The organism is Desulfococcus sp., from assembly GCF_041737845.1.
Lineage (GTDB): Bacteria > Desulfobacterota > Desulfobacteria > Desulfobacterales > Desulfococcaceae > Desulfococcus.
Map to the genome: position 1 here is coordinate 13,357 of NZ_JBGSQX010000041.1, position 26,226 is coordinate 39,582.

Annotated in this window: 20 protein-coding genes; 7 read left to right on the top strand and 13 right to left on the bottom strand. The window is 59.0% G+C overall.

Annotated features, from left to right (window positions below; all coding sequences use genetic code 11):
- Positions 1-119: 119 nt before the first annotated feature.
- The 12 genes from ACEW8N_RS04985 to ACEW8N_RS05040 form a co-directional block, all read right to left on the bottom strand.
- Positions 120-1,880 carry a SulP family inorganic anion transporter gene (locus ACEW8N_RS04985; protein ID WP_373498703.1) on the bottom strand — a complete coding sequence of 587 codons (1,761 nt, stop codon included), beginning with the start codon at positions 1,878-1,880 and terminating at the stop codon, positions 120-122.
- A 66-nt stretch (positions 1,881-1,946) separates the two neighbouring features.
- Positions 1,947-2,471, bottom strand: coding sequence for a hypothetical protein (locus tag ACEW8N_RS04990; protein ID WP_373498704.1), 525 nt, complete (start codon positions 2,469-2,471; stop codon positions 1,947-1,949).
- A gap of 37 nt (positions 2,472-2,508) precedes the next feature.
- Positions 2,509-3,069: a carboxymuconolactone decarboxylase family protein gene (locus tag ACEW8N_RS04995; RefSeq protein WP_373498705.1), complete on the bottom strand. Its 561-nt coding sequence runs from the start codon at positions 3,067-3,069 to the stop codon at positions 2,509-2,511.
- 36 nt (positions 3,070-3,105) lie between these two features.
- Entirely contained in the window at positions 3,106-3,783 is a 678-nt protein-coding gene (locus ACEW8N_RS05000; protein WP_373498706.1) for a hypothetical protein, read from the bottom strand.
- A gap of 69 nt (positions 3,784-3,852) precedes the next feature.
- Positions 3,853-4,251 carry a cupin domain-containing protein gene (locus tag ACEW8N_RS05005; RefSeq protein WP_373498707.1) on the bottom strand — a complete coding sequence of 133 codons (399 nt, stop codon included), beginning with the start codon at positions 4,249-4,251 and terminating at the stop codon, positions 3,853-3,855.
- A 284-nt stretch (positions 4,252-4,535) separates the two neighbouring features.
- Positions 4,536-6,224 (bottom strand): FAD-dependent oxidoreductase, encoded by a 1,689-nt coding sequence (locus ACEW8N_RS05010; RefSeq protein WP_373498708.1) that lies wholly within the window; start codon positions 6,222-6,224, stop codon positions 4,536-4,538.
- A 65-nt stretch (positions 6,225-6,289) separates the two neighbouring features.
- Positions 6,290-6,847, bottom strand: coding sequence for a YSC84-related protein (locus ACEW8N_RS05015; protein ID WP_373498709.1), 558 nt, complete (start codon positions 6,845-6,847; stop codon positions 6,290-6,292).
- A gap of 24 nt (positions 6,848-6,871) precedes the next feature.
- The gene (locus ACEW8N_RS05020; protein ID WP_373498710.1) at positions 6,872-7,378 is read right to left on the bottom strand and encodes a hypothetical protein; all 507 of its coding nucleotides are present in this window, start codon (positions 7,376-7,378) and stop codon (positions 6,872-6,874) included.
- 50 nt (positions 7,379-7,428) lie between these two features.
- On the bottom strand, positions 7,429-7,821 hold the full coding sequence (locus tag ACEW8N_RS05025; protein ID WP_373498711.1) for a response regulator transcription factor: 393 nt from the start codon (positions 7,819-7,821) through the stop codon (positions 7,429-7,431).
- 234 nt (positions 7,822-8,055) lie between these two features.
- Positions 8,056-8,697: a response regulator gene (locus tag ACEW8N_RS05030; protein ID WP_373498712.1), complete on the bottom strand. Its 642-nt coding sequence runs from the start codon at positions 8,695-8,697 to the stop codon at positions 8,056-8,058.
- Complete coding sequence (locus tag ACEW8N_RS05035; protein ID WP_373498713.1) at positions 8,694-9,983, bottom strand: ATP-binding protein; 1,290 nt, start codon at positions 9,981-9,983, stop codon at positions 8,694-8,696. Before ACEW8N_RS05035 ends, ACEW8N_RS05030 begins: the two co-directional genes overlap by 4 nt.
- Before the next feature lie 242 nt (positions 9,984-10,225).
- Complete coding sequence (locus tag ACEW8N_RS05040; RefSeq protein ID WP_373498714.1) at positions 10,226-10,879, bottom strand: CRISPR-associated endonuclease Cas3''; 654 nt, start codon at positions 10,877-10,879, stop codon at positions 10,226-10,228.
- A gap of 211 nt (positions 10,880-11,090) precedes the next feature.
- On the opposite strand from ACEW8N_RS05040, the gene ACEW8N_RS05045 reads away from it, so the two are divergent.
- The 5 genes from ACEW8N_RS05045 (at position 11,091) to ACEW8N_RS05065 (ending at position 16,073) form a co-directional block, all read left to right on the top strand.
- The gene (locus ACEW8N_RS05045) at positions 11,091-11,360 is read left to right on the top strand and encodes a hypothetical protein (RefSeq protein ID WP_373498715.1); all 270 of its coding nucleotides are present in this window, start codon (positions 11,091-11,093) and stop codon (positions 11,358-11,360) included.
- Positions 11,335-12,255, top strand: coding sequence for a hypothetical protein (locus ACEW8N_RS05050; RefSeq protein WP_373498716.1), 921 nt, complete (start codon positions 11,335-11,337; stop codon positions 12,253-12,255). The genes ACEW8N_RS05045 and ACEW8N_RS05050 overlap by 26 nt, the downstream gene beginning before the upstream one ends.
- Positions 12,252-13,040 (top strand): hypothetical protein, encoded by a 789-nt coding sequence (locus ACEW8N_RS05055; RefSeq protein ID WP_373498717.1) that lies wholly within the window; start codon positions 12,252-12,254, stop codon positions 13,038-13,040. Before ACEW8N_RS05050 ends, ACEW8N_RS05055 begins: the two co-directional genes overlap by 4 nt.
- Before the next feature lie 244 nt (positions 13,041-13,284).
- Positions 13,285-13,524: a helix-turn-helix transcriptional regulator gene (locus ACEW8N_RS05060; protein ID WP_373498718.1), complete on the top strand. Its 240-nt coding sequence runs from the start codon at positions 13,285-13,287 to the stop codon at positions 13,522-13,524.
- Positions 13,525-13,535: 11 nt separating this feature from the next.
- Complete coding sequence (locus tag ACEW8N_RS05065; RefSeq protein WP_373498719.1) at positions 13,536-16,073, top strand: hypothetical protein; 2,538 nt, start codon at positions 13,536-13,538, stop codon at positions 16,071-16,073.
- Between the two features lie 300 nt (positions 16,074-16,373).
- Here ACEW8N_RS05065 and ACEW8N_RS05070 read toward each other — a convergent pair whose 3' ends face one another.
- Positions 16,374-16,847 (bottom strand): hypothetical protein, encoded by a 474-nt coding sequence (locus tag ACEW8N_RS05070; protein WP_373498720.1) that lies wholly within the window; start codon positions 16,845-16,847, stop codon positions 16,374-16,376.
- A 100-nt stretch (positions 16,848-16,947) separates the two neighbouring features.
- On the opposite strand from ACEW8N_RS05070, the gene ACEW8N_RS05075 reads away from it, so the two are divergent.
- Together ACEW8N_RS05075 and ACEW8N_RS05080 are read left to right on the top strand one after the other, a co-directional pair.
- The gene (locus ACEW8N_RS05075; RefSeq protein WP_373498721.1) at positions 16,948-24,966 is read left to right on the top strand and encodes a SpvB/TcaC N-terminal domain-containing protein; all 8,019 of its coding nucleotides are present in this window, start codon (positions 16,948-16,950) and stop codon (positions 24,964-24,966) included.
- Between the two features lie 86 nt (positions 24,967-25,052).
- Positions 25,053-26,219, top strand: coding sequence for an NUDIX domain-containing protein (locus tag ACEW8N_RS05080; protein ID WP_373498722.1), 1,167 nt, complete (start codon positions 25,053-25,055; stop codon positions 26,217-26,219).
- Positions 26,220-26,226 lie beyond the last annotated feature (7 nt).

Below are 26,226 nucleotides of genomic sequence, written 5' to 3' on the forward strand. Positions count from 1 at the left end.
TCTCCTTTCTATGGTGCCGGTTTGTCTGTACAACTAAGCCCGGCCGCCTGCATGAACCTGATTTACCGCATGCTGTTCTGATGTTATCGAGTTCAGCTTTCACTGATTACGAGCGCGTCTCACTCCGCTCCCGTTTCCCCCGTCTCCCGGCGAAACGCCTCGATCGCATGGCGGTTGGTCGGGTACAACCGATTTTCCCCGATCAATTCCAGCAGCTGATAATGCTTCAACAAAGCTGAGGTCGGCTGATTGGCACGGCTCAGGGCTACAGTCACGCCGCGTTTGGCCAGCCACTTCAGGACCTGATGCAGGGTTTGCTCGCCGGTGGTATCAATATCAACCATCGCTTCCGCATCCAGCACGAACCATTTGACGGGTGTGGCGGCTTGCGTGATCAGCTTCTCTACCTCTTCCTCAAAAAGAGTGGCATTGGCGAAATAGAGTGGTGCCGCAAACCGATAAATGATGATCCCGGAAGGTTCAGGGGCATGGTCTGTTTCCTCAGGCACAAAATGACTGCCGTCCGGTGCTTCCCGCAAGGTCCAGGTGCCGGGCCGGGAGGCCCGCCGGAGCAAATCGATCGTAGCCATCAGAAAGGCAATGATGACAGCCTGCAGTGGCCCAAACACCAGGACACTGAGCAGACAGACGGCAGCAACCCAGAACTCAGACCGGCGCATCTGCCACAATTCCCGAAGCTCCTTGACTTCAATCAGGTTTAACACAGCGTTGGCGACAACACCGGCCAATGCCGCCGTGGGCAGGTACGCCAGCTTATCTGTAAAGAAAACCATGACCAGCGCAACCGCTGCTGCCGCCACCAGGCTGGAGAGTTGAGTGCGGGACCCTGCAGCTTCCATGGCCGCGGTACGCGAGGCACTGTTGCCCATGACCAACGAACCGGTGAACCCGCTGGCGATGCTGGACATGCCGAAGGCGAACAACACCTGATCACCATCCGCCTTGGTGTTGTGCTTGCGGCTGCAACTGCGGACCAGCAGCAAGCCCTCACACAGGGTGATGCCGACCACGGCCATGGCGCCGGGCAGCAGGCGCAAATAGTCGGTTAGCGGCACGTTGGGCAGTGTCAGGGATGGCAGGCCCGACGGCATTGCGCCCAGCACTCTAACCCCTTTTTGATCCAGGCCGAGCACGGCTACGATCACCGTTGTCAGGATTAGTGTTATCAACGCCGCCGGTGTTTTAGGTGAGTATTTTTTCATTAAACGCACAATAACAAAAGCGCCCAGCCCAATCGCGACTGAGTAAAGATTCGCATGAGGTATTGACTCAATCAGGGCGATGAGTTCCACAAAATAACCAGTAGTGTCAATGGAAGTTGCCATCGCATCATGGAGTTGCTGTGCGATCGCCTCCAATCCCGATCCACCCCCATGAACCGCTCCAAGAATTTTCCTGACCTGGTTGGTCAACACCTCGATACCCAGACCGGTAATAAAGCCTGCCAGCACGGCTCGCGATAAAAAATTGGCCAGAAATGCCAGCCTGAAAAACCAGAATACAAAAAACAGCAGACCGCAAACCAAAGCGAGGGCCAGGGCATATTGCAGACGCAACGGGTCTCCTACAGGAGCAAAACTAATAAGTATCGCTCCCACGATCGCGGAACTGGCGGCATCTGGGCTTCCCACAAGATGCCGGGAGCTTGTGAATATCGCAAACACAGCGAGTGGAATAATCCCCGCATAAAGGCCGAGCACAGGAGGCAACCCGGCCACTTGCGCATATCCTATATTGAGAGGGATGATCAAGGCTGCCAGGGTTATGCCGGCAGAGATCTCGCGGGGCAAATTGCCCCAAGTGAATCCCTGCAGACCTGAAAACATCTTGGGCCATTGAAACTTATCTGCAGCACTCATGCATCATTCCTCTTTTAGTTTGCGTGTTTATCTTGTTTTTCGCACTCCCGACCACGCATACTCAATTCACTGCGCCTCTCTTCTCCGGAAAAAGAGATTCGTCATTTTGTCCTGTCCTAATACCCGCCCCAACTCCTTGAAGGCGAAGAAGGGGATAAAGGCTACCAAAATGATCATACACCCGGCAAGAAATTCATGGGGTCCTTGCTCAAAGTAGTCAACCAAACCTCCCGTGAACCCCTTCCCCGTCAACAGGCCCTTGATCGCGTTCTCCATAAGGGTAAAGACAGCGACAAAGATCGTAAAGACGACAGTCTTGTGAAGGGTGGGATAGATCAAGGGCTTGTTTTCAAGGCCGCGACCGAGGCGGAACACAGCTCCGATCATGATGACTTTTGCAAAAATCAACGCTTCAATTACGGCCACCCAGTAATTCGTGTAGGTGATATCATGGGCAGCCAGAACGATTCTTCGGTACTGCGTAAAGGCGGCGAACACAAGGGCGAGATAGGCGACATTTATCCAGTACTCGACCAGCTCCTCGAATAGAATTTTCTTCCAATTCCTTTTTTTCTTAACAGGGCTGCTCATGATTTGTGACCCTCCCACGAAACATCGTTACCCCCACTCAGCGGAACCGGCCGAGAAAGGCGTCCACAGTGTTGCCCGTGAGGCTGCCGAGCGTGATTGCGCGCACATAGGCGAGGATCTCGGCTATCTGGGCGTCGCTGTAGTAATTGCGCAGGTTCTCTATTGATTCCGGGTCGAACCGATCGAGATTCTCCGCGTAGTGCTGAGCGAAAAGGATCGCTGCGGCCTCGGCCGGGTTCTTTGCCTTCAGCGACTCGATCTGATGGCCGAGGATCTGGTTGACCTCCTCCAACGGCACGCCTTGGGCCATGGCCCAGTGGGTGTGACCCCACTGGCAGTAGCGGCAGTCGGTGATCGATGTCACGCCGAGCATGACCTTCTCACGCAGCGCAGCAGAGGTTTTCGGCCTGAACAGCGCTGCGAGAAGGACGGGGCCCGAGGCCAAGACGTTGGCGACCGTCTTGAAGAAGTTGCCAGGTGTCAGCGTACGCTTCATCTTCCCTGGGTGCGTCGGCGGTGCGTTTGCGTCACTCTTCGGGTGCTGATCATCCACAGGCACTTCGCCCCTGCTGCCGGTGAAGTGGCGAGACTCTGCCATCACTTCACCTCCTGGTTCACCTCCACGCACGACGGGTTAGGGCACGTAGTTGGCGCTGGTGTCTTTTCCGTAGCCGCAGCCCTGATAGGTGTTGCCGAGTTCGTCGCGAATGATGGCCGCCCAGCCGCCGGCGCGACCCGTATCCAGCGAAAGGTTCTTGTCGAGCACCTTGGTCTCGAACTTCCAGCCCTTCGGCAGGGTCTTCAGCTTGCTGCCCACAGTGTTCAGGTTGTCAGGGGTCAGACTCGGATCAACGGCCTTGGTGTATTCCTGCAGGACCCAGACTGTGCCGCCTGGCTCGCGCAGCAGGTGCAGGGGCTTGCCCGCATGCCAGATCCAGTTGGTGTTACGTTGGATCAATGAGGGCACGTACGCGCTTTGGAATTGGGCGATCATTTCGGCCCCGGTCATGTCGCCGGCCCAGTTCATTTTGACGCCGTGAAAGTCCACGGAGTCTCCGCCGGCGTAATCCACTTCGTCCATCATCCAGAAGCGGCCATGATTGACCGCGCATTTATCCACTTCGAGTTCACGGGCCAGCCGCTCCGGATCGATCTTCTTGTAGTCGTCCGGGCCCACCGGGAGGGTTGCCGCCGTATAGACGTGAGCCCGCTGGGTCTTGCCGATGCCGACAAAGGCGCCCATGCCGCAGAACGCGGCACCACGGGTGTTGTTGGCGTGGACTCTTCGAGTAGGACCTGTTTTCAGTTTCATTTTGTTTTCTCCTTCTTGGGGAATCGGGCGCGGGAGCACCGCGCCCCGATGTTTGGGGCACATCAACACTTACTTCTTCATCTGTTTCTCGACAAACTCCTGGACTCTCTTGCCTTGCTCAGCCAACCCTCCAGCGGTGCTGAACTGGAGGATCTCGGCCCCTTCCTTCGACTTGAAGTTGTGCGGAGCCGGCCAGTAGCACACTTCCCCAGCGCGGCAAATCTCAACGGTCCCGTCAAGGTAAATGACCTCCACCGAGCCCTTCAAAACGTAAGCCCAGTGTTCAACCCCGCACAGATCGTGCTCCAGTCCCTTTCCCTTCAGAATGTCTGTGAAGTCAGTACCCGGGGCAAAGATGTGGTAGGCGCACTGCATGCCGCCCCATTGCTCATCCCAAATTTTGAGGCCCGGGGTGTTCCGGGTGACGAAGTCATCTACGGGGCGCATATCCGTCAATTTCTTTCTCATATGTTTCCTCCTTTTTGTTTTTGTGCCTCATCGGGCCGGCGGTGATGGCGATTTGTTCAAAGCCAGACCCGGTCGCTTGGACAAACCTGGTTATGCACCAACGATCATCGGTTACGGTATGTAGTTGGCACTGGTGTCGCGGTAATTCGAAAACCTGACGTGGTTGAAGGAATCAAAGCCTGAATGTGATAATTTCAGTTTGCTTTCTCCTTTCGTTTCAATGTTGAGGTTTTGAAGCAGCTTGAATCGGTTGTGAAACCTTTTCATTTACGAAAATACGGTTTTCACTTTGGCACGAGCATCGAGCGGGACAGCATACCGCCGGAGATGATTCGAGCCTTGAACCCGTTCTGCATCAGGATGCGCGTCGCAAAGTAGGCGCGCCCGGCGGAGCGGCAGATGATATTGATCTCGCGATCGCGGGGCAGTTCACCCAGCCTTGCGCGGAGCTCCGGCAGCGGGATGTTGACCGCGCCTGGCACTGACTCTACGGCGAGCTCCGGCGGATTGCGCACATCGAGGAGGAACCCGCCATCCACAGAATTCCAGTGGCAGAGCGGCATATCGCCCCGAAGGACGTTGGCCGGAACCATCCCCGCGAAGTTGACGGGATCTTTTGCGCTTCCGAACTGAGGCGCGTAGCACAGTTCGGCTTCTTCCAGGTCATACACGGTCGCACCCATCTGGATCGCCATGGCCAGGGCATCGATCCGCTTCTCAACGCCATCCAGGCCCAGGGCCTGCGCCCCGAGCAGACGCCCGTCGGATTTCCGGAAAATGACTTTCAGCACGATTGTTTTAGCGCCCGGGTAATACCCGGCGTGCGAATTCGGGAAGATATAGACTTTTTCGAAATCCTTTTGCCCCAGCCGGGTGAGAAGCTTTTCGTTGGCGCCGGTCATGGCAACCGTGGCCCCGAAGATCCCGAGGACCGAGGTACCCTGGGTGCCGCGGAACTTGGAGTCGCGGCCCGCGATCACGTCGGCCGCGATCCGGCCTTGACGGTTCGCCGGCCCGGCGAGCGGGATCAGAGACCATTCCCCGGTGACGAAATCCTTGACTTCGACCGCGTCGCCGACGGCGAAAATATTCGGGTCGCTCGTGCGCATCTGCTCGTCGACGCGGATCCCGCCGCGCTGTCCGATCTCGAGACCGGCCGCCTTTGCCAGCGAGGTCTCAGGACGCACGCCGATGGCGAGGATCACGATGTCTGCCGGGTGCGACTTCCCGGACTTCGTGAAAACCTCCAGCGAGCCGCCCGCCGTCTGCTTGAAGCCGGCCACCGCGTCACTGAGCGCGAGGCGGACACCGTTCTTCTCCAGGTATCGCTCGACGAGGTGGGCGCATTCCGGATCGAGCGGGGCCATGACCTGATCGAGCATCTCGACGATTGTCACTTCGAGACCGCGATGGACCAGGTTTTCCGCCATCTCGAGACCGATGTATCCGCCGCCCACCACCACCGCATGCTTCGGCTTCTCCAGCGTCTGGAATGCTGCGGACGTTCGCTCCTCGGGCAAATCACTTGAACCCCGTTCAATCCACTCCCGGATTACCTTTGCATCCGGCACGGTCCTCACTGAAAAGATCCCCGGAAGATCGATTCCGGTCAGGGGAGGACGGATCGGAGCCGCCCCGGGGGAGAGCACAAGCTTGTCGTATTTCTCGGTGGTGACCTCGCCGGTCGTTGCATTCCGCAGGTCCACGGTCTTCTTCTTCGGCGAGATAGAGATTGCCTCGGTGTTCGTCCGCGCGTCGATCGCGAACATTGCACGGAACATCTGAGCGGTGAACACGAGAAGGCTCGACTCCTGCTCAATCACGCCGCCGACATGGTAGGGCAGCCCGCAGTTGGCGTACGAAACATAGGGTCCTCGCTCCACCATGAGGATTTCGGCCTTTTCATCCAACCTGCGCAGGCGTGCCGCACACGATGCACCCCCTGCCACTCCGCCAACGATGATGACTTTCATGTGTTTGTTCCCCTCCTGATGACATTTTGTTTACCATTCTGGCCTCTCAATGCTTTATCCAGATACTATTTCTCTATCTTTGTTATTTTGGTTCCCTGTAATCCAAGGCCTCCCATCAGTCCCTTCTGATTAAAAGTGAAGGCGTAAACGTCAGACTTTGCTGTAGTGGTTGATAGGCTGCGGGCTGCTCCTTCGTCTACAATGACAATGCTTGGCCCGGTGCCCACTTCCCAGCCATCGCTTCTGTCGAGGTACGCCCGCGCGGAGTCTGTCATAAAAAACAACGCATACCCGTAGGTCTGGACACCCGCCTGCAGACCGTACGAGACCGAGACCGTGTTGTAGTAGGCTATGGTCTTTCCCGCCTTCATGAGGGCGCCTTCCCCATACTGCCCACCCACCATAAAACCCCCCTTGGTAATTGCCGGAAAGACGAGGATAGCCTTTGCCTTTTCGCCAAGGGCTTTTGCTGAGCCTGATATTTTGTACAGTTTCTGCAGAACCCTATTGGCGTCACGGTTGATTTCTGCTGCGGACGCTGCATGTGCAGGATTCGAACACAGGAGCGTGAACGCAGCGAACGCCAGGCCTAAAAAAACAGTTGTCAAACGTAAGTGTCTCATCAGCGTATCCTCCTTTTCTGATAACTACTGCGCCGCTTTCATGAGCGGGATGTTTGCAGCGAGTTCATACATCAGCACCGCATTGATCTTGTTCTCGATCTGGTAGTAGCGAACGACTTTTACCTCCGGCAAAACCTGGCGCAACTTTGGAAGATAGGCCTGACGAAGCTTCAGGCCCAGGGAATCGATTTCCATCAGTTCATCGAGCAGCGCTTTCGCCTTATTGTTGCTCATCTTTTCATGGGCCTCAGCATAGTCATTGATCAATTTCAGGGTGCGTGTGCGCAGAAGGAACAGTTCATCCTGATACTTCTCATAAACCGGCCAGAAAGCCTTGGCCTCCGAGTCGGTTAAAATAATGTTTGAAGCAACAAGCAGCTTCTTGTCCACCATGATTTTTTCGCGCAGGATCTGCATGTTGTCTGCCGGCTTGTCCTGCGACAGCGCGGGGAGGGGGATAGCTGTGATGACCACCAATAATGCGATCACAGAGAGTGGTGTCCATAATGCTTTAACCCTTCTTGTGCTCATACTTGTCTCCTTTTTGAGTTGATTTTCTGATTCACGACAGTGCCTTGTAATCAGGTTATGCCCGGCGAAATGTAGTTGCAGCCCTGCAGTATTCCGCGAATGGCCGGAATCAAATCGATCACCGCTCTGTGCTTCAAAATAAACCCCTCAACTCCTGCTGCCATCACATCGTCCAGCACCGATTTTTCATCATGGACGCTCAGGATAATCACTTTTATTTTGGGAAAATTTGTCTTGAGCACCCAGGCAATGTTTTTTTCCGTTGAACTGGGGAGCGAGAGATCTGCGACGACCACATCGGGGCTGTGGGTCTCCAAGGCATGGTTGAGCGAAATCTCGTCGGTCACCATCAAAACCGTCTCAACCTCGTCTTCCAGAAGACGACGAATCCCTGCCAGCACATTTGAATGTTTATCGGCGAGAATGATACGTCCTTGTCGCATGGTTGTTCCCTTCTGGGGCGCTTTTTAGGAATGCTTACAAGTACTTGTAGAAATGTTTGGGACGGTATGCGCAGCTAAGATCTTCGAAAGCCCAACCGACCGGTGTAAGCCGAGTCGAGCATATGAATCTTTTGGGGTTATAGTTGCCAGAAGGTGGGGAATAAGACAACTCGGAAAATTACCTGGTTTTGGAGGGAAAATTTACTAGTCTGTCACCCAGCAATTTTACGAGCGCTATATGGAGATGATCCCGTGTTTCACGGCGTACTGGACCAATTCGGCACTGGTCTTAATGTTGAGCTGTTCCATCATCTTGTATTTATGGAATTCAACGGTCCTTGGCGAGATATTCAAGACGGATGCGATCTCTTTACCGGACTTCCCTTCAGCCAGGAGCTGTAGGATCTCCCGCTGGCGGGGGCTGATTTTCTTAAATAAATCCATTTCCGGGGAATCTCCTTGCCGATAGGTGCGGATAAGGTCTCCTGCAATCAGGGGACTCACGTACGTTTGTCCTTTCATTGCTTCATGAATCGCCGTGGCCAATTCGGATGGGGCCGAGTGTTTCAAGACGAAACCTGAAGCGCCGGCCTCGAAGGCATTCGCTGCATAGGTGGCGTCTAAATGCATGGTTAGAAACACAATCTTGATATTTTTATCGGTTTTCTTAATCTGTCGGGCCGCTTCAATGCCGTTGAGTTGGGGCATTGAGATATCCGCCACAATCACATCCGGATGCAGTGTGGCAGCTTGATCCACGAGGGCTCGTCCATCCCCCACGCTTCCTACAACCTCAAAATTGTCTTTCAGAAGGCTCTTCAATCCCTCGATCACGATTTGGTGATCATCCGCCAATAGAACACGCGGTTTTTTCATTCTCCCTCCCTCGCTAAAGGCACCCTGAGGGTGATCACCGTTCCTTTTTCCGGCTGGGAATGAATGGAGAGCTCGCCGTGGATGAGCCTTGCCCGTTCGCGCATACTCGAGAATCCCAGACCCGGGTTTTCCTTTACTTCCGTCCAATCGAAGCCAATACCATCATCCTGAACCGATAACAAGACGTCATGATCGAAGCCTTTTAAAGAAACAGTGATGTGCTCCGCACAGGCATGCTTGGAGATGTTGGTCAGTCCCTCCTGGATCATCCGGTATAGGGGGAGAGAAACCTCCTTCGGGATGACCCTTGGAATATTCTCATGCTTGAAGACGACTTCAATCCCTTCCCTCCTCGAAAAGCGGGTGCATTCCGATTCTGCTGCCTTGATCAACCCCAGATCGTCCAGGATGGATGGGTGAAGTTGGCGCGAGAGGCTATGGACGTCTTGAGAAATTCTCACAATGCTGTTCTGCATCTCACGAAGCTCTTCCCGAACAAGGGCCGGCGAATCCATCAACCGTTGCTCTATCCGCCCGACATCGATCGCAAAAACCGTCAAACGCTGCGCTAAATCATCATGGAGCTCACGCGCTAAACGGCTCCGTTCCTCCTCCTGGGCGTGAATCAGTCTCCCCGCAAGCTTTCGGAGATCACTCTCATTCTGTCTCAGTACCCTCTCACTTTCTCGGGATGTCTCCTCCGCGTGCTTGCGCTGCAGGGCGTTTACAAAGATCTCCCCGAGCAGGCGCAGCCGCGGGAAGAATTCCTCCGGCCAGACCCGCTCACGCTTTACCGAACTGACGTGAATAAAATCAACGAACTCGCCGATCAGGATGGGGATGTTCACATAGGATCGGATACCCATTTCGATGCATGTTTGCCTGTCTACGTTCGCCTCGGCCGGCAGATCATCAAGCCTCGAAATGGACATCACCTCGTGCTTTTCTACCAGCTTTTCGTACGCCCACGGGAAAATGGATCGGGGCAATTCGACCCTTACGGAAACGGGCGGAACATCATCCGAGGCGGCAATGTGGGTGATCTGCCATGAGGTCTTATCCGACAATATCCGGAGCAGTGCGCAGCGGTCGACCTGGAAGAATTCCAGAACCTGTTTCAGTCCGTCCTCAATCTCAGATTCCACCCGCTCAGGAGGCATGTTCACGAACCTCGCCGAGAGGTTCGAAAGCAACGCCTCAAACCTCAGACGCTCTTGTAGGACCCCCTCCCCCTGCTTGCGGGCGAGCGCGTTGGCGAACACTTGCGCGATAAGCTTGAACCCCATTACGTCCGTCTCCAGTCAGCTTCTCTCTTCACGCATCATATACTCAACTTTCGACATTAGCCAAACTTTGCAGTGTAGTTGTTTAACATGCCGAAATAGAACATAAAAAACTTGAAGAGCCCATTCCTTTGATTTATAGTGAGTTTGCGTAAAACAATATAATATCAAGAGGAAATGGCTCAAAAGGAACATAACAGGATTGGCTCCGAAGCTCAAGATAGTATTCATGTCAGCAGCAAAATTCATGACTTTTTTGACCATTTCCGGATCGGCACGTTGCTGCACCAGTGTGGGGTTCGAAAACGCCACGGGTATAGCGTTCGTTCTTTGATAGCAGCGATATTTGCTCTGCCTTTTCTCGGAAAAAATTTCTTCCGGGGCATTGTGACCAATGAGCAAGCTGGCGTCGGCAAGGATGCAGCGGTTTTATCACTGCTCAGGCTTACTGTATCATCGACGGTGAACGCCGGCCGCCCGTGATGGGAAAGGGCCGCCAGGAAAAGGCGAAAAACGGACTCCGGTCCATCCACCCAACGGATCAGCCGCTCACACTCGAAGATCCGGTAGAATTCCGATGCCAGCGAAGAATCGACAAACAGGGGCAGGGTTTCTCTGGTATGGCCTGCGGTGATGCGCGCCTTCGGATCTTCCTTTGCCTGAAAGCCCCAGTTGCATTTGCCGAGATCATGGACAAAGGCAAACACCCCCAGCCGATCCAATTGCCTTGAAGCAAGGTTCACGCCGGCGGCATGGTTCAACGTGCGAAGGATGGCCGGCATTTCGCAAAGCCGTCTGAACACCATCGCCACATCGAGGGAATGGTCGGAGAGCGCCAACGTATCGAGAACCTCACCGGTTTCTTTGTCCTGCTTCAGCTTGCCCCAGAACAGGTTCAATTAAAAACCTCTTTGAAATAACGCGAAAAAAGACACCTTGCATGTGGGACACGTGCTCTTTCACGGTCTAATCGTTGCAAGGCGATTTTGGTGATTTTAGATGAATATTTTTTTGCCGCGATCAACCCTTTACTACGAATGTGGAGTAATGTACAGAGATGTTCAATAACATACGATAACTATCTAGAAGAAAACGTTAAAGTGAGGAACCATGGCCCGCCACTACTCCACCAAAGATTTCTTCCGTCAAATTCCGAATGCCCTGCTGGCCCGCTACTTCCATGAGCGCGGTTTGTTTCGGGATATGGACTTCGCCGCCATGAAGGAGACCAGGCCGGATGAGTTGTTTTCGGCCCGGCTGGAGCTTCCGGATGGCAAGCGCAATGCGATGGATACGGAGTTCCGGGAGATTTTCGAGATGAGCTGCGAAAAAGTATACCGCATTCATGGAGAGGATGTCCTCCCTTCCCAATCACTATGAGCGGGCCATGACCACCTTTCTCGACAACAACATCTTCTGGAAAGGGGCGACCCGATTCTACCATGCGGATACCCTGCCTTACTGGCGCAAGCGAAAGCTCATGTCTCACCGGCCGGCGGCGGTGGACGAGGCCAGCATGCGGGAGCTTGCCGAACTGATCCGCAACTATTTTCACCGCACCGAGGGCCGGGGCAAAAACTGCGTGGTGGAGCCGTTTTGCCGGGGCGCTCTGGATTATTTTTTCGCGTATCCCGAAGACTATTCAAAGCAAAGCATCGAATGGGTCGATGGGGAGTTCAGCCCGCGTCCGCAAAATCCCGCCTTCGAGGTCATCTATGTCTATTCGGAAAAGGAGGGCTCCCTGGATTTGAATTTTCGCGGATCCTACAAGGCGATAGAGCCGCTTCAGTGGATCTTTGCCACGGCGATTCTCAAACTCGAACAACTGCCGCCCGATCCCAAGGATAACCGGGTTTACGATCTGAACCCGCTGCTCCGGAGGGATTTCCAGTTTATCTACGATGTCGGCAGCGGGATCGAGAAGGTGGTGGTCAAAAAATTGCGCCTCTCTTCGCGAAGCCAAGCCGGTGAGCGCATCACGGTGGAGGTCGATGCCCACGGGAATCCCCATTCCATATATTACTTGCTCGAAAAGCTCGGTCGGTCCATACCGCTGAACATGTATAACGTCACCCAGGCGGAGCTGTCGGCCTCACTGATGGTGGATGCAGATAAGCCCCCAAAAAGGGTGACGATCCGAATCACCCACCCCAACTCCTGTTCCCTCAAATATGACGAGCTGGACCTGAGGCTGCGCGATATGCTCGAAGCCTCCGGGATCGAACTCAAGGAGCCGCCGCAAGAGGCTGGGGCAGATGGGGCGAATAGGCAATGACGCCCCGGGATGCCTTGGTCGAACTCCTGGAGCGCCTGGGCGCTTCCCAAGGGGCAGGGGTTCTGGTCAATGGCGAGGAGTTGGCTCAGTGGCCGTCCGAAGCCGTCAAGGCCATGAAGGCGCAGAAGATCATCAAAAAAGCCCGTCGGGCCGGCAGCGCGGTATGCCCGGGGTGCGAGGAGAACTGTGCCATGCCGGTGGAGGTCCTCCCGGCGGCAGATGGAGCCCCATCATCCTTTATGGTTTGTGACAAGCGAAATGATATCAACCGGGTGCCGGTTCCCCCCGAACAACTGGCCCAGTGGTTGTGCAGCGAGGATACCGTGTGCGGGTTTGTGGCGGCCTGTCTCGGCCTGCGCCGCAGCGGTAAGCAACGGGGCACGGACAACCTTTGGGAAGTCGGCGTTGCCTCCGGTGACAAGCGCACCCAGATGCTGTCCCTACAGAGCAAAGGCACCTTGGCCCTGGCCACTGGAGACAACTCTCTCCCCCTGGCCGAGTTGATTCAATATCAGGACGGCGCCTATGCCCTCGATGAGGCCATGGTCCGCCGGATGGTGGATATGGCAGCCACGGCGGACCCCCGCTATACCCCAAGCGAGGCCAGGCGGGAAGTGCGAAAGCTCGATACCCAGGCCATGTATGAGCGTTGGCGGAAGGAGTACCGCAACCTGAAAAAAAAGTACCCGCACAGGCGCGATAGGTGGATCTCTCAGAAAATTGCCAAGATGGAAATCGGAAAGGGACGAGACGCCGAAACCATCCGAAAAAACATGACAAAGTAAAAAAAACTGGGCGGAATTTTTTCGCCCAATTCAACATGCCCTCAACCCCTTGATTTTCAAAGATTCCTCTCAGGAAACATCCCAGTGTTTGGCATCAAAATCCCCGCCCAGTAAAATTTTAATTAACTGAAATAAAAACGAAAAACTTTAAAACCTGGGGGATTTTCGGGGTCTGTTATCGCCCAAATCGCCCCAATATGGTTCGTCTCAACAATCCACTACCTTTCAAGGAGAGTCGAAGACGATGAATACCATATTAAGAGTTCCAGACGTCAAATCCCAATCCGGCCTTTCCCGTTCCACCCTCTACCTGCGGATCGCTCAGGGGCTGTGGACAAAACCGGTAAGCCTCGGCCCTCGGGCCGTGGGGTGGCCCGCTGAGGAGGTCGCGGCCATCAACGCGGCGCGCATTGCCGGGAAGCCCGACACTGAAATCCGGGCCTTGGTGGAAAGGCTGCATGCCGCCCGTAAAGGTGCGAAGTAATGGTGGCGGCAATGAACGATAATGTGACAGTTTTTCCGATCCCCCGGCTCGAAACCGAAAAAACCGATGAAACCAACTTCGTCGGCAATGAGGCGTTCCTGAAAGAGGTCTTTGGCCTCGGCCTTTCAGAGGTCCTGCCGATCGTGGTGAGCTTCCCGGGGAATCCTGCGGGCGTACCCGGCAGTGTCTGGTTCGGGAGGCCGTGGACGGGCGACATCGATATGGCCGATGGACTGCCCAGGACCGCCAACAATTACTTCAGCCTGGCGGTATTCCGGCCCGACGATGCTGGAAGGTACCGGCGGCAGAAGGCGCGCTTCAAGGCCCTGTGTGCGGTGATGCTCGATGATGTGGGCATCAAGGTCCCCATGGAGCGGCTGACCCTGGCGCCGTCCTGGCTGCTGGAAACCTCCCCGGGGAACTTTCAGGCCGGGTATCTGCTTGGGGAACCGCTTGCCGATGGCTTTGCCGCCGATCGCCTGATGGATGCCATTATCGAGGCGGGGTTGTGCGATCCCGGGGCCAACGGGCCGAGGGCGAGGCTGGCTCGGCTGCCGGTGGCGGTTAACGGGAAGCATTCCCCGCCATTTCGATGCAGGATGGCGGCCTGGTCCCCTGAGCTTCGCTATTCGGTGGAGGAACTGGTCGACGGCCTTCAACTGGAGATGAAAGGGGCGGAACGGCATAAACGCCGGAAGTCCCGCCCGCCTCAAGAGCGCCCTGCCGACGGTGATCCGGTCTGGATTCCGGGTCCCGATGAAAATGCCGTTCTGGTCGCCCTGAAGGAGCGTGGCCTTTACAAGGCGCCGCTCGGCGAGGGGAGGCACGACATCACCTGCCCATGGGTCCATGAGCACACCGGGGAGGTGGACAACGGTACAGCTTATTTCGAGCCGGATGATCTCTATCCCATCGGCGGTTTCAAGTGCCTTCATGGCCACTGCGCCGACCGGCATATCCACGCTCTTCTCGGGGCGCTCGGCATCAAGCCCAATGCGGCCCGCATGAAGCCGACGATCCGCGTCGTGGCGGGGGAGATGAATCGGGTCCTGGACGCGGCCGAGCGAGAGCTGGCTGAAACCGGAAGACATTACCAGCGGGGTGGGCTGATCGTGACCGTGGTGACCGATCCCGGCACCCGGGAGACGCGGATCGAAAACATCAGCCAGCCAAGCCTGGTGAGGGCTTTGGCAAGGGTGGCGAAGTGGGAACGCTATGACGCCCGCAGCGAGGACTGGGTCCGCTGCGATCCTCCGGCCCGCCATGCCACCGTGCTGTATGATTCGACGGCCTATCCCCATTTACCGGTCTTGAACGGACTGGCGCGGCAGCCGTATTTGCGCCCGGATGGCAGCCTGATGACGGCTGCGGGGTATGACCCGGCCACCGGCATGTTCGGCGTTTTCAACGCCCGCGAGTTCTCCGTTTGCGATACCCCGACCCTTGATCAGGCCCGGGAAGCCCTGGCATTGTTGAAAGAGTTGCTCGCGGAGTTCAGATTCGCCGGTGAATCCGATCTGTCGGCCGCCCTGGCGGCGATCCTTACGGCGGCAATCCGGCCCAGCCTCGACCATGCGCCGATGTTTCATGTCCGGGCGCATATGGTCGGCTCCGGCAAATCCTATTTGTGTGAGTTGATTACGGCCTTCGCAACCCCTCAGCGAGGCACCCCGACCACCTTCCCATCCGACGACGAGGAATGCCGAAAGCTTCTCCTGGCCGAGTTGCTCAGGGCGCCGGCTGCCATAGCGTTCGACAACCTTACCGGTGATCTGGTTGCCCACAAGAGCCTGTGCACGGTCCTGACCTCGGAGTTCATGAGCGGGCGCATTCTGGGGGTTTCCAAAACCGCCACCGTCAGCACCAGGACATTGTTCCTCTCCAGCGGCAACAACGTCGGACCGGTTCAGGATATGACGCGGCGCTGTATCTCCATCCACCTGGACCCCGGCTGCGAGACCCCGGCGGCCCGAACCTTCAGGCGGCCCGATCTGGTGCGCGAGGTACTGCGGGAACGGGGACGCTATGTTTCCGCGGCCTTGACCATTGTGCGCGCCTGGATTTCCGACGGCGGGCAGAAGGCCATCTGCAAGTCCCTTTCCGGGTACGGCGACTGGTCCGACCTCTGCCGGCAGCCGCTCTTGTGGCTTGGCTGCGCCGACCCGACGATATCCGTGTTCGAGGCAATAGCGGAGGACCCCGATCGGGAGACCCTGGGGCGCCTGCTGGCGGGATGGCAACTGGCATTTGGAAAGCAGCCAGCTATGGTGCGAAACGCCGTCCATCAGGCGTTTACGTACACCCAACAACTGGAAGAACTTCTTGAGGTCATCCGGGATATCGCCGAGGAGCGCGGCGAGATCAACCGCCGGAAGCTGGGGCGGTGGATCAAACGCCACGCCGGCCGTATCGTCGATGGCCGCCGCTTCGTCCCAGCCGGCGGGAACCGTCCGGCTGAGGCTTGGCGGGTGGATGTCGTGGAATCGGTTTCGTCGGTTTCATCGGTTTCCATCCCGACGAGCGTGAAAAGAGTCAGCGCGCATCAATAGATGAGGCCGGTGTAGGTTTCGGCCTCAGTGGACTTCTACCGACGGGATGAATCGGCTATGAGTTACCGCTCTCCAGCCGTTCTCTCGTCGGTATCCATCTCCCGCTGGGGAAATGGAAATCGTAGCCCACCGGATTGGTGGCGGCCATGTGGGGTTATACCCTGTCGGGAATCTATGAAAAGCCCCCGGGCGCCCGGATTGACCCTCTGATCTCATTTTGCCGTCCGGGAAAATTGCTGACGCTATCGGTCCATGGGCAGCGGACGGCCCGGGATATAACCGTCGCTCCACCGGCCCATGTCACCTCCATAACCCGATAAATTTTCGGTCGATGATGTCCCAGGCCAGGGCGTTTGCGACCTCGGCCTCCATGCGGAGCCGGTCGAAGGTCTTCTGGTGCATCCCCTTCGGCCGGCGCCATATGGGCATGGTGAGGTTATCGCTGGCCTTCAGCCGCTCCCGGATCTTCCGGGCCTTCCGCATCATCCTGTCAGGTATGCCCTCCCGCTGGCTGCTGTAGGCGAGGCCATAACAGTGGCGGCACCAGAAATATTTCCCTCCATAGAGGACAGCCACCCGTTTTCCGCATCGAGGGCAGAGAAGCCATGTCCGATGGCCTCCGTATCGGCAAGGGGTCTTCTCGAAGCGGACAACCTGCTGAACGTCTTCCCAATCGCCGCCATGAGACCGACTTCGATAATCCAGAACCATGTGATCGGCATACATCCGGTAGCCGATGGAACCGGTCTTCTCGCCGCGGCTCGACCATGACAAAATGCCGGCGGTTCCGGGTCGAAGATACCCTTGCCGTTTCATCCACCGGATGTCTACCCGATGCTGACTTTCGGTCGTCGATTTTTGACTCCACCGAAGAATGACTCAAGCGGAGATAGCAAAAGCTGGGAGCGACGGCGAACGGAAACCTGCTGCACCCTCCATCTCTCTGCCCAAAGGCGGCGGGGCGATTCGCGGCATTGGCGAGAAGTTCGCCGCCAACCCGGTCACCGGCACAGGTTCGATGTCGGTGCCCATCGCCACCAGTCCAGGGCGTTCCGGTTTCGGGCCGCAGCTCTCGCTCTCATACGACTCCGGTGCCGGCAACGGTCCTTTCGGCTTCGGCTGGAGCCTTTCGCTGCCTTCGATCACGCGCAAGGTCGATAAGGGACTGCCGCAGTATCTCGACACGGTCGATTCCGACGTTTTCATTCTTTCCGGCGCGGAAGACCTGGTGCCGGTTCTCCAGGCCGACGGTACGCGCTTCCGTGACGACACGACCGCGCCCGGGTTCGTCATCCACCGCTACCGTCCTCGCATCGAAGGGCTCTTCGCGCGCATTGAGCGCTGGAGCAAGATCGGCTCGCCCGGCGATGTCCATTGGCGCTCGATCTCCAAGGATAACATCCTCACCCTCTACGGCTATGACGCGAATTCGCGCATTGCCGACCCGCTCGACGCCAGCCGCATCTTTTCATGGCTGATCTGCGAATCCCGAGATGACAAGGGCAACGGCATCCGCTATCTGTACAAAGAGGAGGACGGCGCCTACCAACCCCGACCGGGCCAGGCCGATCCGTTCAAGCAGGCTCACCAGTTTAACCGTGGCCTATCCTCCGACCAGCGCCGCACCGCCCAGCGTTACCTGCAGCATGTGCTGTACGGCAACTGCAAGCCTCTGCTGGATGCCCAGGGACAGCGTCCCCGGCACTTGAGTGATCTGCCTGAGCCACCCGCCGATACTACCGACGAATGGCTCTTCGAGATCCGCTTCGATTATGGAGAAATGGACGAGGTCAACCCCACGGGGCAACCGGAAAAGCCCTGGTTCTATCGTCCCGATGCCTTTTCCAGCTACCGATCGGGCTTCGAGGTGCGCACCTGCCGCCGTTGTGAGCGGGTGCTGATGCTGCACCACATCCCCGATCAGCCGGCGAGCCCGGGACGGGCTCCTCAAACCGGTTACCGGGGCGTAGTGCGCAGCACCGATTTCACCTACGACGACGAACTCGATCCCAGCCTCGTCACCCGGCCCGTCTACAGCTTCCTGAAGCAGGTGGTACAGACGGGGTGGAATCGGGAAAACGGCTCCTACATGCGCCGCAGCCTGCCGCCTGTGGAGTTTGAATATACCCAACCCGTCGTGCAGGATGCGCTAGAAGTCCTGGATTCGCTGAGTATGGAGCATCTGCCCGTTGGGCTGGATGGCGCCGCATTCCGATGGGTTGACCTGCATGGCGAAGGCATCCCCGGCATTCTCACCGAGCAGGCCGGCGCCTGGTTCTACAAGCGCAACTGGAGCCCGATCCCGACGAAGCTACCGGACGGCAGCGAGGTCGTGAAGGCGAAGCTCGCCCCGCTCGAAACCGGCGCCCTCAAGCCCAGCGTCGCCCTGAGCGGTGGGGCAGAGATCATGGACCTGGCCGGTGACGGTCAACCCGACGTGGTCCTGATGGAAGGCCCCGCTCCGGGCCTGTACGAGCACGACGAGGCCGAAGGCTGGCAACCCTTCCATCCCTTCACCTCGCGCTTAAACCGCGACTTCCGCGATCCGAATCTCGAGTTCGTGGATCTGGACGGTGACGGCCACGCCGACATTATCATCACCGAAGGTGACGCCTTTGTCTGGCATGCCTCACTGGCCGAAGATGGCTTCGGCCCGGCCCGGCGAGTCGCGCAGGCGCTCGACGAGGAGAAAGGCCCACGCATCGTCTTCGCCGACGGCACGCAATCCATTTTTCTCGCCGACATGAGCGGCGACGGCCTTACCGACCTGGTGCGCATCCGCAACAGCGAGATCTGCTACTGGCCCAACCTCGGTTACTGCCGCTTCGGCGCCAAGGTGACGATGGACAACGCGCCCTGGTTCGACAACCCGGACCAGTTCGATCACAAGCGCATCCGCCTTGCCGACATCGACGGCAGCGGCACCACCGACATCGTCTACCTGCACCGCGATGGCGTGCGCCTGTACTTCAACCAGTCGGGCAACGGCTGGAGCCAACCGCACGCGCTGATGGTGTTCCCTCGTGTCGATGATCTCGTGAGCATCGTGCCCACCGACCTGCTCGGTAACGGTACCGCCTGCCTGGTCTGGTCATCACCGCTGACGGGCGATGCGCGGCGACCGATGCGCTACATCAACCTGATGGGCGGCCGCAAGCCACACTTGTTGGTCAAAACTGTCAACAACCTCGGCGCCGAGACGCGCGTCGACTACGCCCCCTCGACCAAGTTCTACCTGCAGGACAAGCGCGACGGCAAACCCTGGATCACCCGGCTGCCGTTCCCAGTGCACGTGGTCGAGCGCGTGGAAACCTGGGACCACATCAGCCGCAACCGCTTCGTCACCCACTACGCCTACCACCACGGCCACTTCGACGGGGTGGAGCGCGAGTTCCGTGGCTTCGGAATGGTGGAGCAGTGGGACACGGAACAGCTGGCCGCACTGGCTGGCGGCGCCATGCCGGCCGAGAACATCGACGCCGCCTCCCACGTTCCGCCGGTCCACACCAAGACCTGGTTCCACACCGGTGTCTACCTCGGCCGCGAACGCGTCTCGCGATATTTTGAGAACGAGTATTTCAGTGAGCCGGGACTGACCGTCGTTACCGCGCGGCTACTGCTGCTCGACGACACCATCATTCCGCCCGGCCTCACCCTCGATGAAGAGCGCGAAGCCTGCCGTGCCCTCAAGGGCTCGATGTTGCGCCAGGAGGTTTATGCCGATGACGCCGACCATCCCGGTGCCACGCCGAAGCAGATCGAGCGCGCCCGCAGGCCCTACACCGTCACCGAACAGAACTTCACCATCCGTCCGCTACAGCCACGAGGTGCCAACCGCCACGCCGTCTTCTTCACCCATGCGCGCGAGGCACTCAGCTACCACTACGAGCGCGACCCCGCCGATCCGCGCGTCCAGCACGCGCTGACGCTGGAAGTCGACGACTTCGGCAACGTGCTCAAACAAGCCGCCATCGGCTACGGCCGCCGCGCCTCGCCGTTGTCGGAGCAATGGGATCGTGATCGGCAAACCACGCCGCTGCTCACCTACACGGAGAACCGCGTCACCAACTCCATCGAGTCACTTGACACGCACCGCAATCCGCTGCCGTGCGAAGCTATCACCTACGAGCTGACCGGCTACACGCCAACCGCGTCCGCCAGCAGGTTTCAGGCGTCCGACTTTGTCCAACCGGATCCCGCGAATGCGGGTCGTCTGCGGCACAAGTTCGCCGCGCCTGAAGTCGCCTACGAAGCCACGGCCGCCGGGAACCAGCGCCGCCGCCCGATCGAGTGGCTGCGTACGCTGTATCGTCGCGACGACTTGACCGGCCTCCTGCCGCTCGGTGACCTGCAACCGTTCGCCCTGCCCGGCGAGAGCTACAAGCTCGCTTTCACTCCCGGCCTGCTCGCGCAGGTCTTCCAGCGTCCTCGCCAGGGCCAGGCCTCCGAGCCCCTGCTGCCCGACCCGGCATCGGTACTCGACGGCAAAGCCGGCAACCGGGGCGGCTACCTGCAAAGCCAAACCCTCGAGGCGGACGGCCGTTTCCCCGCCAGCGATGCCGACGATCACTGGTGGATCCCCTCGGGGCGTTCCTTCTACAGCACGAACCCGGCGGACAACGCCGCCACTGAGGTGGCTCAGGCCCAGCAACACTTCTTCCTGCCGCGCCGCTACCGCGATCCCTTCGGTCAGGACGCCGTTGTCGATTTTGACGCCCAAGACCTGCTGATGGTCGAAACCCGCGATGCGCTCGGCAACCGCGTCACGGTGGACGCCAACGACTACCGCGTACTGCAGCCGCGCCTCGTCAGCGACCCGAACCGCAACCGCACCGAAGTCGCCTTCGACACGCTCGGCATGTTGGTGGGCGCCGCTGTGATGGGCCAGCCGCTGCCTGCGCCGGTCGAAGGTGACATGCTCGCCGGTTTCGTTGCTGACCTCACACAGGCCCAGCTCGACGGCTTCTTCAACGCCACCGATCCGCACACCACGGCATCTACGCTGCTGAGGGACGCCACCACCCGCATCGTCTACGACCTGGATCGCTTCCGCCGCACGCAGCAAGCCAACCCCGCCGACCCAACCCAATGGCGACCCGCCTGCGCGGCCACGCTTGCCCGCGAAACGCATGATAGCAGCCCGTTGCCGCCGCAGGGCCTGAAGATCCAGCTCAGCTTTTCCTATTCGGACGGCTTCGGCCGCGAGATCCAGAAGAAGATCCAGGCCGAGCCGGGGCCCCTGGATGTCAACGACCCGCAGGCGCCCATCGTGAATCCACGCTGGGTCGGCAGCGGCTGGACCATCTTCAACAACAAGGGCAAGCCGGTCCGCCAGTACGAGCCCTTCTTCAGCGCCACGCACGGCTTCGAATTTGGCGTCATGGTCGGCGTCAGCCCGGTGCTGTTCTACGATCCGGCCGAACGTGTGATCGCCAAGCTGCACCCGAACCACAGCTACGAGAAGGTGGTGTTCGACCCCTGGCAGCAGACCACCTACGACGTTAACGACACCTGCGCGCCGCGACCCGCACAACCGGGCGATCCAAGACCACCGCAGACCGGCGACCCGCGCACCGACCCCGACATCGCCGGCTTTGTCGCCGAGTACTTCAAGACCCAGCCCGCAACCTGGCAGACCTGGCACGCGCAACGCATCGGCGGCGCCTTGGGAGCGGACGAGCAAAGGGCCGCCCAACGGGCCGCAGCCCACGCCGACACGCCCACCACCGCCCATTTCGACGCACTGGGCCGCCCCTTCCTGACCGTGGCACGCAACCGCGTTGTCTGCCCCGGCCACGACCTCGATGGCACCGAAGACAGCTTCGCCACCCGTGTCGAGCTGGACATCGAAGGCAACCAGCGCGCAGTGCGCGATGCCATCCAGCAGGCCGGCGACCCGCTTGGCCGCATCGTTATGCGCTACGTCTACGACATGCTCGGCAATCGAATCCACCAACTCAGCATGGAGGCCGGCGCCCGCTGGATGTTGAACGACGTGGACGGCAAGCCCATCCGCGCCTGGGACAGCCGCGGCCACAACTTCACCACCACCTACGACGCGCTGCGCCGCCCGGTGGAACAGACCGTGCGCGGCACCAGCGCGGAGTCCGACCCGCGTACGCTGAACCGCGACATCCTGGTTGGCAAGATCGAGTACGGCGAGACACTGGCCAACGCCGAAGCCCTCAACCTGCGCACTCGCATCTACCGGCACTTCGATTCCGCGGGCGTCGCCACCAACGCACGGCTCAACGCCAACGGCAACCCGACCGAGGCCTACGACTTCAAGGGCAACCTGCTGCGCAGCACGCGGCGGCTGGTCAGCAATTACAACGCCATCCCCGACTGGCTGCTGAACCCGAAGTTGGACGATGAGTTCTTCGAGGGCAGCACCCGCTACGATGCACTCAACCGCCCCATCCAGTCCGTCGCCCCGCGCAGCAGCCTGGGGCGCGGCAAGTTCAATGTCATCCAGCCGGTGTTCAACGAGGCCAACCTGTTGGAACGGGTGGACGTTTGGCTGGAGCGCGCGGCAGAACCCGCTGCGCTGCTGGACCCGAACAACGAGGTGGCATCACCCGTCGGCGTCGCCAACATCGATTACGACGCCAAGGGCCAACGCCAGCGCATCGACTACAAGAACGGCGCCAGCACTTTCTACAGCTACGACCCGTTCACCTTCCGGCTCACCCAACTGCTGACCAAGCGCAAGGCGGCGGACTTCCCCGGCGACGACCCGCAGCCCCCCGTCGCCGGCTGGCCGGGCAAGCAAGTGCAGAACCTGCACTACACCTACGACCCGGCCGGCAACATCATCCACATCCAGGACAATGCACAGCAGACCGTCTACTTCAAGAACAAGCGCGTCGAGTCGAGCAACGACTACGTCTATGACGCCCTCTACCGGCTGATCCAGGCCACCGGCCGCGAGCACCTGGGCCAGGGCGGCGCATCCATCTCCCATTCGTACAACGACGCCGGCCGCGTGAGCCTGCTGAGCGCCGATGCGGCCGGGCGTTTCGCCCCGAACGACGGTAACGCCATGGGTACGTACATCGAACGCTATGTGTACGACGCCGTCGGCAACTTCCTGCAGATGCAACACCGCGGCAGCGATCCGGTCCTTGCGGGCTGGACGCGCGCCTATGACTACCTCGAACCCAGCCTAATCGAAGACGGCAACGGCGGCACGCTGCTCAAGAACAGCAACCGCCTGACCCGGACCACGCTGAACCCGGGCGGCAACATGCCGCAGCCTGAAACCTATCTGCACGACGCCCACGGCAACATGCGGCGTATGCCGCACCTGGGCGGCGGCCTGCCTGGGCCGAATATGCACTGGGACTACAAGGACCAGTTGCGCCAGACTGATCTGGGGGGCGGCGGCGCGGCCTTTTACGTGTATGACGCCTCAGGCCAGCGCGTGCGCAAGGTGTGGGAGAAGGCGCCGGGTTTCACCGAAGAGCGCATCTACCTCGGCGGCTTCGAGATCTTCCGCAAGCACGGCGGCGCCATCGGCGCGAACACCGCCTCGCTGGAGCGCGAGACACTGCATGTGATGGACGACAAGCAGCGCATTGCGCTGGTGGAGACGCGCACGCTTGACACGTCAAGCACTGACCAAGCACCCCGACAACTGATCCGCTACCAGGTCGGCAATCACATTGGTTCGGCCAGCCTTGAGCTGGATGACCAAGGACAGATCATTTCCTACGAGGAGTATGCGCCCTACAGCAGTTCGACCTATCAGGCTGTGCGCAGCCAGACGGAGACCCCGAAGCGGTATCGGTATACGGGGAAGGAGCGGGATAAAGAGAGCGGGCTGTATTACCACGGGGCGCGGTACTATGCGGCGTGGCTGGGACGATGGACGGCATGCGACCCGGGTCGATTGATCGATGGCCCATGTCTGTATGCGTACGTCCGAAACAATCCTGTCGCGAATAAGGATCCAGATGGACGGCAATCGACAGGTACTACCAAGGAGCAGGAGCTTGTGACTAGGCCGCCGCCGGGCACCATTACGGTGGAAAGCGAAGTCGTCATCCTGGGGAACGACGGGAGGATCTCCCGGGCGACAAAGTCCGTCACCCACATCGAAGGCGCGAGACAGGCAACCGTCGAGCGTGTGTTCACCCCGGCTGAACTGGAAACTGCGCAGAAGAGGATGGATGCTCTGCGCCGCGATCGGTCCGGGATGCAAGATACGCCGACCTCATCCGGTGCCACCAAATTCTCCAATCCCCTCGGAGACACTAAGTATGGCGAAGGACGTGGTGCAACAGGCACAGGCGGACACGGGTTGGACAAGGACGTCAACACGAATGACTGGTCGACCAAGGCCGCGCAGGACATGATGGCGCCGGTCGGCGCTCCAGTTCGGGCGGCGACCGCCGGCACGATCGTCTGGATCAACCTCGACACGCGCGACAAGCACACGGGGAAGATTTTCGGAGATCAGGTAACGATCAGGTCAGCGGATGGCCAACTCAAGACCTTCTACACCCACATCGACCTGGATGCCGACATCAAGGCCAAATGGCAGGAAAAGCCGGGGCGACAGGATATTCAGGTCGGCCGTGGACAAGTGATAGGCCACGTGACGACATGGGAAGACGCTCCGACAGGAACGCACCTTCACTTCGCCGCCGCCTCCAGGCGCGAAGATGGTACCTACAAGGGTATCGACCCCGTGCCCCTGCTCAACCAGACGAAGGGCTCGACAGAGGCTCACGACGTCACGCCGTCACCCGATGGAGGCTACATGGTGGGAGATGCTCAAGCGGGCACTGCACTTCCTGTGGCTCCCCTTGTGCCACCCCCGCCACCGGAGCGCCGCACTTTGCCTGCCGACTACGACTGCGTGCGACCATTGCATCGTGGAGGGCAGTGATGCTTCGGGTAATTGGGGAGAGACCACATTTATGAGTAACAGCAAGCAGTAGGGGTATGGTGACCGGGAGATAGCGAATAAGACAGATGAACTTCGATCCCCAGAAATTCTTCATCGGCCTGATGGACTTTTTCTCCATCCTGCTGCCGGGCGCGCTGCTCACCTGGCTGCTGATGGGCGAGGTGGGTCCGATCGCGCTGGGGGATCGCTATGCCAAGCTCGATGGCGCAGAAGCCTGGGCCGCTTTCCTGTTCGCAAGCTATCTTTTCGGCCACTTGATCTTCCTGCTCGGCTCCTGGCTGGACGAGTTCTACGACTGGGCGCGGCGCTACACGCTCAACACGCAGATCACGCTGCTCGCCCGCCGCGGCCGCCTGCTGCCCTGGCCCGCTCGCGCCCTGATCTGGCTGGTGTTCAAGCGTGAACGCAACCTCGCCGTGGAGCGCGCCAGCAAGATCAAGCGGCAGGCGCTTGGCCCCCTTCAAGCCCAGGACGCCGTCAACACCTTCCAGTGGTGCAAGGCGCTTCTGAATGCCGAAAGCCCCGCCAGCCTGGCCGTCGTTCAACGCTTCGAGGCCGATTCCAAGTTCTTCCGCTGCTTTGCGGTCGTCTTGCTGCTCCTGCTCATCGCGTGGCCCTGGCAGCACCAATGGCCGCTCGCAGGCATTCCCGTCGTGCTCGCGCTGCTCCTGCTCGCACTATGGCGCTACATGGAGCAACGTTACAAGGCCACAAATCAGGCCTATTGGTCCATCATCACGCTCGCGGCCAAGGACGGCAAGGTCGCACCCGACAAGACCGCGACCGAGGCCCGCACCCCCACCCACGCCGGCGGTGTCGTGTTCCGTACACGTCGCGGGAAAGCGGTGTACCTGCTCGTCGAAGCCGCGAACGACCCGGGCCAGTGGGTGCTCCCGAAGGGGCACGTGGAAGACGGCGAGCAGCACCGTGAAACCGCCGCACGCGAAGTGCACGAGGAGACTGGTGTCTGGGCGCGCATCGTGAGCGATCTGCGCGATGTGAGCTGGTCTGCTGATGGAGCAGTCATCACCACGCGCTTCTTCCTGATGCAGGCCGTGGGACGCGGACTGCGAAAGGACAAGGATCGCCAGCATAAGTGGTTGGCGTTAAAGGATGTCATCGCGCGGGCCAGCCATATCGAGATGCGGGAGCTTCTGCAGTCTGCGGAGCAACGGTGCTCAACAAGTTCGGGCGCGAAACCCGCCCCAGCAACAGGGAAGATTTTGAATTGAACAAGAA